We start from the raw sequence: 13,121 nt of genomic DNA on the forward strand, positions 1-13,121 counted from the left end.
CCTCGCAAGCCTCGTCGGCCAAGTTGAACCAGTGCTGCACAAAGTACATGCGCAACATACGCTCAAGTCCCACCGGCGGGCGACCATTGCCCGGCTTGGGGTAATGCGGCTCGATCACTTCGCATAGCGCATGCCACGGAACGATCTCATTCATTGTGGAGAGGAACACGTCGCGCCTGGTTGCGCGACGGTATTGTTCGAATCCGGCTCCTGCATCGGCCGCTAGGGCAAGGGTCTGTTGTTTCATCGACCTATAACGAAACAGCACCCAATGCGGTGGACTTATTCCGCGTAGCCTTAGCGCGGCAGGTCGCTTGTACCCATCAAGAACTCGTCCACCGCCCGCGCCGCCTGACGGCCCTCGCGAATCGCCCAGACCACCAGGGATTGGCCCCGGCGCACGTCACCTGCGGCAAATACTTTGCTCACATTGGTAGCGTAACCGCCAATAAAGTCTGTGCTTGCCTTCACATTGCCACGGGCATCCTTGTCCACGCCAAAGGCTTCAAGCACGGAGGCCACCGGGTTCACAAAACCCATGGCCAGCAAGACCAGGTCGGCTTTATATTCTTTTTCGGTGCCGGGCACCTCGACCATCTTGCCGTCCTTGAACTCGACATGCACAGTCTTCAGACCCGTGACCCGGCCTTTTTCGCCGATGAACGCCTTGGTGGAAACTGCGAATTCACGGTGCAAGAGGCCTTTTTCGGCGCTCTCTTCATGGCTGGAGCTGGTGCGCAGCTTCATGGGCCAATAAGGCCAGACCATGAGCTTGTTTTCCTTTTCGGGCGGCTCTGGCATCACCTCGAACTGGGTGACGCTGGCGGCACCGTGCCGGGTGCTGGTGCCGACGCAGTCGCTGCCGGTGTCACCGCCACCAATCACGATCACATGTTTGCCATCGGCACGCAACTGGTCTTTGATCTTGTCCCCCGCATTGACCTTGTTTTGCAGAGGCAGAAACTCCATTGCAAAGTGAATGCCGTCCAGGTCACGGCCTGTCACGGGCAGGTCACGTGACTGCTCGGAGCCACCGGTCATCAACACAGCATCAAAGTCTGACTTGATCTGTTCCGCACTGATGGTTTCCTTGGCCCAATTGATGACCTTCGAATCCTTGGGCCAGGTCCCGATCAGGGTGCTGGTGCGGATGGTCACGCCTTCGGCTTCAAGTTGCTTGACGCGCCGATCGATGTGCGTCTTCTCCATCTTGAAGTCAGGAATGCCATAACGCAACAAACCACCCACACGGTCGTTTTTCTCAAACAGCGTCACATCATGGCCAACACGGGCCAGCTGCTGCGCAGCAGCCAGGCCTGCGGGGCCTGCGCCGATCACAGCAACTTTTTTGCCAGTCTTGACCTTGGCGGGACGCGGGGTGACCCAGCCTTCGGCCCATGCGCGGTCGATGATGGCGTGTTCGATCGATTTGATGCCCACCGCATCGTCGTTGAAGTTGACCACGCAAGCCGCTTCACATGGCGCAGGACAAATACGCCCAGTGAACTCGGGGAAGTTGTTGGTACTGTGCAGCACCTCGATCGCATTTTTCCAATCACCTTGATAGACCAGGTCATTGAAGTCAGGAATGATGTTGTTGACCGGACAGCCACTGTTGCAAAAGGGCGTACCGCAATCCATGCAGCGCGATGCCTGAGTTTTCGCTTGCTCATCGGTCAGCCCGATCACGAACTCACCGTAATTCTTCAGGCGCTCGGCAACCGGCTTGTAGCCTTCCTCGATGCGCTCGTGTTCCATGAAGCCTGTGATTTTTCCCATGATGATGTTCCTTCAATCTTGACGTTGGGCTCAGGCAGCAACAGTTTTGCCAGCCGTCGCTTTGGCAGCCTTGCGGGCATTGATTTCACCCAGGGCACGCTTGTATTCGTTGGGGAAGACCTTGACAAACCTGGCGCGGGCGGTGGCCCAGTTGTCAAGCAACTCGCGGGCGCGCTGGCTGCCTGTCCACTTGTGGTGGTCTTCCAGCAATTTCTTGAGTTGTGCTTCGTCCGTCTGATCGCGGTGCCACACATTGCGGTCGATTTGCGCTTCCTGCTCAGCGGCTGTCAGCACTTTGTCCATGCTGACCATGGCGGTGTTGCAGCGCGATGCAAACTGACCGTCTTCGTCATAAACGTAAGCGACGCCGCCGCTCATGCCCGCGCCGAAGTTGCGGCCGGTTTTACCCAGCACAGCCACGGTACCGCCGGTCATGTATTCACAACCGTGGTCGCCCGTGCCTTCCACCACCGCGGTGGCACCCGACAAACGAACCGCGAAACGCTCACCTGCCACACCGGCAAAGAAAGCTTCACCAGTGGTAGCGCCGTACATGACGGTGTTGCCCACGATGATGTTTTGCGATGCTACGCCACGGAACTCCAGACTGGGGCGCACCACCACACGGCCGCCGGACAAACCCTTGCCGGTGTAATCGTTGGCTTCACCAATCAAGTACAAAGTGATGCCTTTGGCCAGGAACGCGCCAAAAGACTGTCCGCCTGTGCCTTCGAGCTGAATTCGCAGCGTGTCGTCTGGCAGGCCTTCAGGATGCACCTTCGTCACGGCGCCCGACAGCATCGCTCCGACTGAGCGGTTCACGTTGCGGGTCACCTCCATGAACTGAACCTTCTCGCCCTTGTCGATGGCGGCACGGCTCTTGGCGATCAACACGTTGTCCAGCGCCTTCTCGAGGCCATGGTCCTGGGTCGACACATGGCGCACGGCGACATCGGAACCAACTTGAGGCACAGCCAGCAAACGGCTGAAATCGAGGCCCTTGGCTTTCCAGTGCGCCACGCCAGCTTTCATGTCGAGCAAGTCGGCACGGCCCACCAGGTCGTCAAATTTGGCGATGCCCAACTGGGCCATGATCTGACGCGCTTCTTCTGCGATGAAGAAGAAGTAATTCACGACGTGCTCAGGCTTGCCTGTGAATTTCTTACGCAATACCGGATCTTGCGTGGCCACGCCCACCGGGCAGGTGTTCAGGTGGCACTTGCGCATCATGATGCAACCCTCGACCACCAGCGGTGCGGTGGCGAAGCCGAATTCATCCGCACCCAGCAAGGCGCCGATGGCCACGTCGCGGCCGGTCTTCACCTGGCCATCGGCTTGCACACGGATGCGTCCGCGCAAGCCATTCAGCACCAGCGTCTGCTGGGTTTCGGCCAGACCGATTTCCCAAGGCGAGCCCGCGTGCTTAACAGAAGACCAAGGCGATGCGCCCGTTCCGCCGTCGTGACCGGCGATCACCACGTGATCGCTTTTGCATTTGGCCACACCAGCAGCAATGGTTCCGACGCCAATTTCAGACACCAGCTTGACGCTGATGTCGCTGTGCGGGGCCACGTTCTTCAGGTCGTGGATCAGTTGGGCCAAGTCCTCGATCGAGTAGATATCGTGGTGCGGGGGTGGCGAAATCAGGCCCACACCAGGCACCGAGTGCCGCAACTTGCCGATGTAATCAGACACCTTGCCACCGGGCAACTGACCGCCTTCACCGGGCTTGGCGCCCTGGGCCATCTTGATCTGGATCTGATCGGCGCTGGACAGGTATTCGGCAGTGACCCCGAAGCGGCCCGAGGCCACTTGCTTGATGCGCGAACGCAGCGAGTCGCCGGCTTGCAAGGGCAAGTCCACTTCGACGTTTTCTTCGCCGATCACGCTCTTGAGTGAGTCCCCCAGCTTGATCGGGATGCCTTTGAGTTCGTTGCGGTAACGGGCCGCGTCTTCGCCGCCTTCACCGGTATTGCTCTTGCCGCCAATGCGGTTCATGGCCACGGCCAAAGTGGCATGGGCTTCGGTGGAAATTGAGCCCAGTGACATCGCGCCGGTGGCAAAACGCTTGACGATTTCGCTGGCAGGTTCGACCTGGTCCAGCGCAATGGCCTTGGCTGGATCGATCTTGAACTCAAACAGGCCGCGCAGCGTCATGTGCCGCTTGCTCTGGTCGTTGATGATCTGGGCGTATTCCTTGTAGGTGCTGAAGTTGTTGGCACGGGTGGAGTGCTGCAACTTGGCAATCGCGTCCGGCGTCCACATGTGCTCTTCGCCCCGGGCGCGCCAGGCGTATTCGCCCCCTGCATCCAGCATGGTGGCCAGCAACGGGTCATCACCGAATGCCGCGCTGTGCATGCGGATGGCTTCTTCGGCGATTTCGAACACGCCAATGCCCCCCACCCGGCTGGCGGTGCCGGCGAAGTACTTGTCGATGGTGGGGCTGTTGATGCCGATGGCTTCAAACAATTGCGCACCGCAATACGACATGTAAGTGCTCACGCCCATCTTGGACATGATCTTGGACAAGCCCTTGCCGATCGCCTTGACGTAGTTGTAGATGGCCTTTTCTGCAGACAGATCCGCTGACAACTCTTTGTGCAATGCCGCCAGGGTTTCCATGGCGAGGTAGGGGTGAACGGCCTCGGCACCGTAACCGGCCAGCACAGCAAAGTGGTGCACTTCTCGCGCGGTACCGGTTTCCACCACCAGACCCGCCGTGGTGCGCAGGCCTTCGCTGACCAAGTGCTGGTGTATGGCTGACAGGGCCAGCAAGGCGGGGATCGCCACCTGGGTTGCACTGATCTGGCGGTCGCTGATGATCAGGATGTTGTGTCCGCCCTTGATGGCGTCCACAGCCTCTGCGCACAAAGATGCCAGCTTGGCCTCCACCCCCTCATGGCCCCAGGACACGGGGTAGGTGATGTCGAGCGTGGCACTCTTGAACTTGCCTTTGGTGGCTTGTTCGATGTTGCGCAGCTTGGCCATGTCGGCGAAGTCCAGCACAGGCTGGCTGACTTCGAGGCGCATGGGTGGGTTGACCTGGTTGATGTCCAGCAAGTTCGGCTTGGGGCCGATGAAGGACACCAGCGACATCACGATCGCTTCACGAATCGGGTCAATCGGTGGGTTGGTCACTTGCGCGAACAACTGCTTGAAGTAGTTGTACAGCGGCTTGTTTTTGTCCGACAGCACCGCCAGCGGGCTGTCGTTGCCCATGGAGCCCAGCGCTTCTTCACCGGCTTGGGCCATCGGGGCCAGCAAGAACTTGATGTCTTCTTGGGTGGTGCCGAAGGCTTGTTGAAGGTCGAGCAATGCCACAGCAGAAGCGGGCGCCACGGGGGCTGCGGCCACGTCGTCCAGCTTGACGCGCAGGTTTTCAATCCACTGTTTGTAGGGCTTGCTGCTGGCCAGGCTCGACTTCAACTCTTCGTCGTCGATCATGCGACCTTGCTCCAGGTCGATCAGGAACATCTTGCCGGGCTGCAAACGCCACTTGCGCAGGATCTTGCTTTCGGGGATCGGCAACACGCCGGTTTCCGAACCCATGATGACCATGTCGTCGTCGGTGATGATGTAACGCGATGGGCGCAGGCCGTTGCGGTCCAGCGTGGCGCCGATCTGGCGGCCATCGGTGAACACAATCGATGCCGGGCCGTCCCAAGGCTCCAGCATCGCCGCGTGGTATTCGTAAAAAGCTTTGCGGCGCTCGTCCATCGTGGTGTGCTGCTCCCAAGGCTCGGGAATCATCATCATCACAGCCTGGCTGATGGGGTAACCCGCCATCGTCAACAGTTCCAGACAATTGTCAAAAGTGGCGGTGTCGGACTGACCGGCAAAGCTGATGGGGTAGAGCTTTTGCAAGTCATTGCCCAGCACCGGCGAAGACATCACGCCTTCACGGGCCTTCATCCAGTTGTAATTGCCCTTGACCGTATTGATCTCGCCGTTGTGTGCCACATAGCGGTAAGGGTGCGCCAGCGGCCACTCGGGGAAGGTGTTGGTGGAAAAGCGCTGGTGCACCAAGCCAAGGGCCGAAACGCAACGCTCGTCTTGCAGGTCCAGGTAATATGTCCCCACTTGGTCGGCCAGCAGCAAGCCCTTGTACACCGCGGTGCGGCTGGACATGCTCGGGATGTAGTACTCGTTGCTGTGCGTCAGGTTCAGGTTTTGAATGGCGGCACTGGCGGTCTTGCGGATCACATACAGCTTGCGCTCCAGCGCATCCTGCACGATCACATCGGCGCCACGGCCAATGAAGATCTGGCGCATGACCGGCTCTTTTTCGCGCACGGTGGGCGACATAGGCATGTCGCGGTTCACGGGCACATCGCGCCAGCCCAACACCACCTGGCCTTCGGCCTTGACGGCACGCTCCAACTCTTGCTCGCAAGCCATGCGTGAAGCATGCTCTTTGGGCAAGAACACCATGCCCACGCCGTATTCACCAAATGGCGGCAAGGCAATGCCCTGTTTGGCCATTTCGTCGCGGTACAGCGCATCGGGCAGCTGAATCAGGATACCGGCACCGTCGCCCATGAGCGCATCGGCCCCCACAGCACCCCGGTGGTCAAGGTTTTGCAAAATCAGCAGCGCTTGCGTCACGATGGCGTGGGTCTTGTGTCCCTTGATGTGCGCCACAAAGCCAACACCGCATGCATCGTGCTCATTGGCCGGATCGTACAGACCGGTCTTTTGGAAATGTTCTTTTTCAGATGCCTTGGTCATGGCGTACTCCTAAGGGTTTTTACGCAGATCGGGAAGTGTAGTGCACTGCAGCATCCATGCCAAGCGAATTAATTGGGGTCAGATCCCTATTGATTCGATCATTATTTCAATGACTATTTAATTGGGGACAGATTTATTCGGCCGTCTTTTTAGCAGGTCGCCCGGCTTTACCCGGCAACAGACGGCGCAAGGTTGACTGCTGCAAGTCAGCCACAAAAGCCGGGGAGCCCAAGGCCCAGCCCGACAGGGCACTGCGTGTGAGTTGGAGTTGGACTTGGTCGGTATGCGCCGAGCCGGACAGGATGAGGTCGTTATACGCCGCTTCCCGGGCAAACGGGGTGTTGCCCAAGCCCCAAAACAGGGCATGCGGCGTCACCAATTTGTCGCTCAGTTGCCCAATACAGTGCCGGTGGCTGGACCACTTGAAGTCAGCCGCTTGCCCCACCATGCCCGCACGCACCGGGTTCAGGTCGATGTAAACCATGCAGGCCAAAAGATAGCGCTCACTCTCAATCAGATTGCTGCGGTAGCGCCCTTCCCACAAGGTGCCCGTCCGCTGATGCCGCTGGTTGAAATAGCGCACATAGGCCCTGCCGACCGCCTGCATCATCTGCGGCAGACCTTGGTCGGTCGTGGGGGTGACCAGCAAATGAAAGTGGTTGTCCATGATCACATAGGCATGGACCGCTAGCTTGAAGGTCTTCGCATGCTCGTGCCACAGGGACAACAAACGCTCGCGGTCTGCGTCATCGCGCACGATGGCCTGGCGATCATTGCCGCGCTGGATGACATGGTGCGGGTAAGCGGCAACGGTGAGGCGGGGTTGGCGGGCCATGGGGGGCTCCCTCCAAATGAGAAAAGCTCAGTTTAATCGGGATCTGACCCCGATTAATCAAGACCAACGGCCATGTGCGGGTACCGGCCCCCCATCTCTGCCTCCACCCCGAACTCTTTGAGCAACGCCACCAATCGGTCCCCAGAAGCACGCTTTTTCTGGCCGGTGTACTTGGCCAAAATCAGCTCGTTTTTCATGGAGTGCTCCCAGCCGACCAACTCGGTCACGGTCACTTGGTAGCCTTGTGATTCCAGGTACAGGCAGCGCAACACGTTGGTGAGTTGGCTGCCCACTTCGCGGGTGTGCAGGGGGTGACGCCAGAGCTCGGCCAAAGGGGTGCGCTGCAGGTTGAGTGCTTTGTTCTGGTTGAGCGCCCGCGCCAATTCGGCCTGGCAGCAGGGCACCAACACCATGTATTTGGCTTTCTTTTGCAGGCCAAACGCGATGGCGTCGTCGGTGGCGGTGTCGCAGGCGTGCAGAGCGGTGACCACATCGATCTGATCGGGCAATTCATTGCTTTGGGTGGATTCCGCCACGCTCACGTTCAAAAAGCGCATGCGGTCAAAGCCCACTTTCAGGGCCAGTGCTTGGGACGACGCGACGAGTTCACTGCGGGTCTCGATGCCGAAGATCGTGCCGTGGCCCAAGGCCTTGAAAAACAGGTCATAAATGATGAAACCCAAGTACGACTTGCCCGCGCCATGGTCGGCAAGCGTGGGGCCCTTGTCGCTGGCAGGCAATTCAAGCAAGAGCTTTTCGATGAACTGGAAGAGGTGGTAAACCTGCTTGAGTTTGCGGCGTGAGTCTTGGTTGAGCTTGCCCTCACGGGTCAGGATGTGCAGTTGCTTGAGCAATTCAATGGACTGCCCTGGGCGAACTTCAGGAGGAAGTTCAGAAACGGGCACTGCAGGTGAGGGTTTTTTCATGGTGTTGGATGTTGAAACGGTGTCTGACCACGATGCATCGTTGCAGTTTGTTCATTGCCAGTGGGCGCGCGTACATGCTGACGTGGATTGCGGCTCAGGCAGTCGAAGTCTTTCTGGCTTCAGTCATGCGGCCCGACGTCGAGCGCTTTCCAACCCGCAGCCCCCAACTTCTCCATCGTGGCGATGTTAGTTTCGTAGATCATTTCGGCCTCAGGAAAAGCCTCGACAGCCCGGTCGATGCTTTCCTCGCGGATCAAATGCAGTGTGGGGTAAGGCGATCGGTTGGTGAGGTTGCCGACATCGTCGGGTTCGGTGTCCGCAAACTGGAATTGCGGGTGGAAACTCGCCACCTGAAATACGCCCTCCATGTCCAGCTCTTGCAACACCGCATCGGCCTCGTCCAGAAAATCGTTGAAAGCCAAAAAATCCTGCAACATCTGGGGAATGATGAGCAACACGGTTTCGCGTTCATCGGCAGGCGCAGCAGCCAACGCTTGCAACTGTTCAATCAGTTCATCGCGCAAGCCCTCAAGGCCTTTGGCTTCACTCACCATGTAATGAATCTGACCCTTGACGTGCGGGGCTTTGGCAAAAGGACACAGGTTCAGGCCGATCACGGCGCGTTCAAGCCAGCGCACGGTGTCGGCGATTTCATGGGTGTTCATGTCAGTCATGGGCGTCATTTTGCCTGTGTGAGCAAGCGCCCGGCCGCCCAAGCCAACACTGCCCCCACCACACAACACCCCACCGTGACCCAGGGCGTGAACTGCCAGCCACCCGCATGCGCGGCCACAGCGGCCACCCCGGGTGGCCCGACAAACTGGCCCAGGGCCGAGAGCTGCTGCACCCAGCCCACGGTGGTGGCCACTTGCTGCTCCCCCGGGGCCAGGCGCACCGCCAAACTGAACAGCGTGCCCGGCACCAGACCGCCCATGCCCGAAAACAGCAGCACCCCGACAAAGCGCAGCCAAGGCTGGCCTTCGGTGAGCGCAGCAAAGGCCACGGTGCTGCCCAGCGCCATCGCGCCAAAGCCAAGCCACAGCGTGGCGCGGGGTGCCCAGCCGCGCTGCAGCAGGCGGCCTGACACCAGGTTGCCGATGATGTTCACTGCTGCCGCCAAGGCCGTGAGCACGCCCAGCAACGCACCGCTTACGCCAGCAGCGGCATAAATGGAGGGCAAAAACCCGACCACAGCCAGCCACTGGCCCGAATACATGGCAAAAGTCAGCGCCACCAGCCAAGGGCCAGGGGCTCGCAATGTGCGGCTCAGGCGCTGCCATGCACCGTGGTTTGTACTGTTTTCATCAGACATCTGGCCAGTGAATGAGCCCACTCGGGGATCGGAAGGCACGCTGCGCAGCAGCAACATCGCCATGCCCAGCGACACGGCGGCAAACAGCCACCACCAAGCGCCCCAGCCCCAAGCCGGGATGAACAGCGGTCCAACCAACAAAGCCAGCGCCGTGCCGGTGGGCATGTAAGCCCCCCACACGCCCAGCATGCCGGACAGTTGCGCGGGCGGCACCAGGCGACGGATCAGCGCGGGTGCGGGCAAGGCCACCCATAAAAAGCCCAGTCCTTCGATGGTCCGCAGCGCCAGCAAGGCGGTGACCGAGGTCGCGAAGCCGCCCAGGGCGCTTGCCAGCGCCAGCAGGCACAAGCCACTCAGCATGCTGCGCTTAAGGCCCATGCCATCCGCCCACAAGCCCATGAATACCGCCAGACTCAAACCGGCCAATTGCACGATGGACAAGAGGAAACCGGACTGCACCAGCGTCAGGCCCAGATCGGCCTGCAAAGCGGGCAGAGCCGGGGGCAGCTTGCCCACCTGCAAGGCCGCGACCACGCCCGCCAACACCACCAGCCAGGCAGTGTGGTCAGTGCGTGACGGACTCAAAGCAGTTTTCTCCCCGTGAGGCGTTCGTGTTCGCGCATTGCGAAACGGTCTGTCATGCCCGCGATGTAGTCGGACACTGAGCGGTGCAGGTCAGCGCTCAAGGCAAAACCCGTGGGCATTTCTGTGGGTTTGTCCACATAAGCCATGAACAGTTCGCGCACGGCTTGTTGGGCCTGCAAAGTGTTGTGCATCACCTGGGGGTGGCGGTACAAGCTGGCAAACAGAAATTTCTTGAGCGCACCAGAGCTCGTTTTCATGTCGGGACTGAAGGCCACCAGAGGTCCGGCCTTACGGGCTTCGTCGACCGTCTTGACGCCTGCCTTAGCCACGGCCAAACGGGTGGTGTGGATCACGTCGTACACCTGGTCGCTGAGCATGCGGCGAATGGTTTCGTACAAAAGGCGACGGGGCTTTTGCGCCAACTCGGGGTGCTCACCCAGCGCTTGCTGATGGTAGTGGGCAAACAGCTCGACCGCCAGCAACTGCTCCATGCTGATCAGCCCGGAACGCACGCCATCGTCGATGTCGTGCGCGTTATAGGCAATGGCATCGGCCAGATTGCACAGCTGCGCCTCGAGACTCGGCTGGGTGTGGTCAATAAAGCGCCGCCCCACCCCGCCCGGCTCGGTCCGCTCCAGATGCTCGGCGTTGGTGCGAGAGCAATGCTTGAGCACGCCCTCACGGGTTTCAAAACTCAGGTTCAGCCCGTCAAAGGCAGGGTATCGCTCTTCCAGTTTGTCAACCACGCGCAGGCTTTGCAGGTTGTGCTCAAAGCCACCGTGTCCGGCCATGCATTCGTTGAGCGCGTCTTGCCCCGCGTGCCCGAAAGGCGTGTGGCCCAGGTCGTGTGCCAGAGACACAGCCTCGACCAGGTCTTCGTTCAGGCCCAAAGCGCGGGCAATCGAGCGACCCAGTTGCGCCACTTCCAGCGAATGCGTCAAGCGGGTGCGGAACAAATCACCTTCGTGGTTCAGGAACACCTGGGTTTTGTACACCAGCCGACGGAAAGCGGTGGAGTGCACGATGCGGTCACGGTCGCGCTGAAACGCGTTGCGTGTGGGGGCGGCGGGCTCAGCAATGCGGCGTCCTCGGGTCTGCGCAGGATCGCAGGCCAAAGCATCCAGGCTGCCAGCACCCAGCGCGGTCATGCCGGGCCATTGCATCGCATCGGCTTGCATGGGGTTCAGGCGCAGCAGGCGTTGATCACGTCGCGCACCATGTCGTCAGGTGCGCCGCACACGGTGGCTAGACCAGGGCCGTCGATCACCACAAATTTGATGTCACCGGCCTCGGCCTTTTTGTCGAGCCGCATGTGTGCGATGTAATGTCCGGCGTTGTCAGCAGCATCGATCACGGGGCCGCGAACCGGCAAACCCGCGCGCACAAGCAGTATTTTGAGGCGTGCCACAAACGCGGCATCGACCTTGCCCAGCCGGTGTGACAGCTCGGCGGCCATGACCATGCCGCAGCCCACAGCCTCGCCGTGCAGCCAAACCCCAAAGCCCAGACCGGCTTCAATGGCATGGCCAAAGGTGTGGCCAAAATTCAGGATGGCTCGCAGCCCAGCCTCGCGTTCGTCCTGCCCGACGACCCAGGCCTTGATCTCGCAGCTGCGTTTGACCGCATGGGCCAGGGCCTTGGGGTCTTGCGCCATGAGCGCATCGATGTTGGCCTCGATCCACTCCATAAAGGGCATGTCGGCAATCGGACCGTACTTGATGACTTCTGCCAAACCTGCGCTCAGCTCGCGCCGCGGCAAGGTCTTGAGCGTACCCAGATCACAGACCACGCGGCGCGGCTGGTAGAAGGCGCCAATCATGTTTTTACCCAGCGGGTGGTTGATGGCAGTTTTGCCCCCCACCGACGAATCAACCTGAGAAAGCAGTGTGGTGGGCACCTGGATAAAAGGCACGCCACGCATGTAGCTGGCAGCGGCAAAACCGGTCATGTCACCCACCACGCCACCGCCCAGCGCAAACAGCACCGTCTTGCGATCACAGCCTTTGGACAGCAGAGCGTCGAAAATGAGGTTCAGGGTTTGCCAGTCCTTGTGGGCTTCGCCATCGGGCAGCACCACGGTATGAACTTGCTTGTAATGCGGGCTGATGGCATTGCGCAAAACAGCTTCGTAAAGTGGCGCGATCGTGTCATTGGTCACGATCATGGCGGTCTGAGCCTGGGGCAATCCTGACCAGGTTTCAGGGTGACTCAGCAGGCCCTGGCCGATGTGGATGTCGTAACTCCGGTCATCCAGTGAAATGGCGACCTGCTCAATGAAGGTGGTGTGCTCGGGCATAGGCGCCAAGTGTAGGGGCTTTGGCCGGATTTCAGGCGCTGGCGGGCGGCAAAGAGGTGCTGCGCAGTGGCAAGTGTCCTGCCAATTCAAGTTGCATGACGATCATGTTGACCAGGGTGGCCACCGAAGGGCGCCCGGTTTCGATGACAAAATGCGCCGTCTCGCGGTACAAGGGGTCACGCGCTTCAAACAAATCGCGCAAGCGGCCGAGCGGGTCAACCACCTGCAGCAGAGGTCGCACCGTGTCACGGCGCACTCGGCGAAACACGTCTTCGGGGGTCGATCGCAGGTAAAGCACATGACCTCGCTCGCGCAGATGGCGCCGATTGGCTTCTCGCAAGACAGCGCCGCCTCCTGTGGCGATCACGCCCTCATGGGTCCGGGTCAGATCGTCCAGCACCTGTTGCTCCACATCGCGAAAATTGTCTTCTCCTTCGCGGGCAAAAAACTCCCGGATCGAGCAGCCCAAACGCTGTTCGATCACGTGGTCAGAGTCGACAAAGGGCACACCCAACCGGCGCGCCAGTTGCCTGCCGATGGTGGTTTTGCCCGAGCCGGGAAGGCCCACGAAGATGATGCTCAAGGAAGTCTCACACTGAAAATATCTGCCAGGCCACAGACAAAAATGGTCCACAGCTCAATGCTTTCAAGTGTATTCGA

10 protein-coding genes are annotated in these 13,121 nt (G+C 59.9%); all 10 read right to left on the bottom strand.

The features are described from left to right. Positions 1-247: transposase (locus B9Z45_RS13870; protein WP_146180858.1), on the bottom strand; the 247-nt coding region annotated here is incomplete at its 3' end. 50 nt (positions 248-297) lie between these two features. Beyond that, positions 298-1,779, bottom strand: a complete 1,482-nt coding sequence (locus tag B9Z45_RS13875; protein WP_108407817.1) for a glutamate synthase subunit beta — start codon at positions 1,777-1,779, stop codon at positions 298-300. A gap of 30 nt (positions 1,780-1,809) precedes the next feature. Then, complete coding sequence (locus tag B9Z45_RS13880; protein ID WP_108407818.1) at positions 1,810-6,507, bottom strand: glutamate synthase-related protein; 4,698 nt, start codon at positions 6,505-6,507, stop codon at positions 1,810-1,812. Between the two features lie 133 nt (positions 6,508-6,640). Next, positions 6,641-7,342 (bottom strand): transposase, encoded by a 702-nt coding sequence (locus B9Z45_RS13885; RefSeq protein WP_108407819.1) that lies wholly within the window; start codon positions 7,340-7,342, stop codon positions 6,641-6,643. A 53-nt stretch (positions 7,343-7,395) separates the two neighbouring features. Beyond that, positions 7,396-8,268 carry an SAM-dependent methyltransferase gene (locus B9Z45_RS13890; RefSeq protein WP_108407820.1) on the bottom strand — a complete coding sequence of 291 codons (873 nt, stop codon included), beginning with the start codon at positions 8,266-8,268 and terminating at the stop codon, positions 7,396-7,398. 119 nt (positions 8,269-8,387) lie between these two features. Continuing rightward, positions 8,388-8,942 carry a DUF1415 domain-containing protein gene (locus B9Z45_RS13895; protein ID WP_108407854.1) on the bottom strand — a complete coding sequence of 185 codons (555 nt, stop codon included), beginning with the start codon at positions 8,940-8,942 and terminating at the stop codon, positions 8,388-8,390. Between the two features lie 5 nt (positions 8,943-8,947). Then, the gene (locus B9Z45_RS13900; protein WP_108407821.1) at positions 8,948-10,165 is read right to left on the bottom strand and encodes a CynX/NimT family MFS transporter; all 1,218 of its coding nucleotides are present in this window, start codon (positions 10,163-10,165) and stop codon (positions 8,948-8,950) included. Next, complete coding sequence (locus tag B9Z45_RS13905) at positions 10,162-11,313, bottom strand: deoxyguanosinetriphosphate triphosphohydrolase (protein WP_108407855.1); 1,152 nt, start codon at positions 11,311-11,313, stop codon at positions 10,162-10,164. The genes B9Z45_RS13900 and B9Z45_RS13905 overlap by 4 nt, the downstream gene beginning before the upstream one ends. A gap of 35 nt (positions 11,314-11,348) precedes the next feature. Beyond that, the gene (gene aroB, locus B9Z45_RS13910; protein WP_108407822.1) at positions 11,349-12,461 is read right to left on the bottom strand and encodes a 3-dehydroquinate synthase; all 1,113 of its coding nucleotides are present in this window, start codon (positions 12,459-12,461) and stop codon (positions 11,349-11,351) included. 31 nt (positions 12,462-12,492) lie between these two features. Further along, entirely contained in the window at positions 12,493-13,044 is a 552-nt protein-coding gene (locus tag B9Z45_RS13915) for a shikimate kinase (protein ID WP_108407823.1), read from the bottom strand. Between the last annotated feature and the right edge of the window lie 77 nt (positions 13,045-13,121).

It is taken from the genome of Limnohabitans sp. 2KL-17, assembly GCF_003063415.1.
Taxonomy (GTDB): Bacteria; Pseudomonadota; Gammaproteobacteria; order Burkholderiales; family Burkholderiaceae_C; genus Limnohabitans_A.

What these genes read in the sequence shown, in the direction of transcription:
- B9Z45_RS13875 (WP_108407817.1), bottom strand. Translation starts at nt 1,779, where the DNA reads ATGGGAAAAATCACAGGCTTCATGGAACACGAGCGCATCGAGGAAGGC.
- B9Z45_RS13880 (WP_108407818.1), bottom strand. Translation starts at nt 6,507, where the DNA reads ATGACCAAGGCATCTGAAAAAGAACATTTCCAAAAGACCGGTCTGTAC.
- B9Z45_RS13885 (WP_108407819.1), bottom strand. Translation starts at nt 7,342, where the DNA reads ATGGCCCGCCAACCCCGCCTCACCGTTGCCGCTTACCCGCACCATGTC.
- B9Z45_RS13890 (WP_108407820.1), bottom strand. Translation starts at nt 8,268, where the DNA reads ATGAAAAAACCCTCACCTGCAGTGCCCGTTTCTGAACTTCCTCCTGAA.
- B9Z45_RS13895 (WP_108407854.1), bottom strand. Translation starts at nt 8,942, where the DNA reads ATGACTGACATGAACACCCATGAAATCGCCGACACCGTGCGCTGGCTT.
- B9Z45_RS13905 (WP_108407855.1), bottom strand. Translation starts at nt 11,313, where the DNA reads ATGACCGCGCTGGGTGCTGGCAGCCTGGATGCTTTGGCCTGCGATCCT.
- aroB (WP_108407822.1), bottom strand. Translation starts at nt 12,461, where the DNA reads ATGCCCGAGCACACCACCTTCATTGAGCAGGTCGCCATTTCACTGGAT.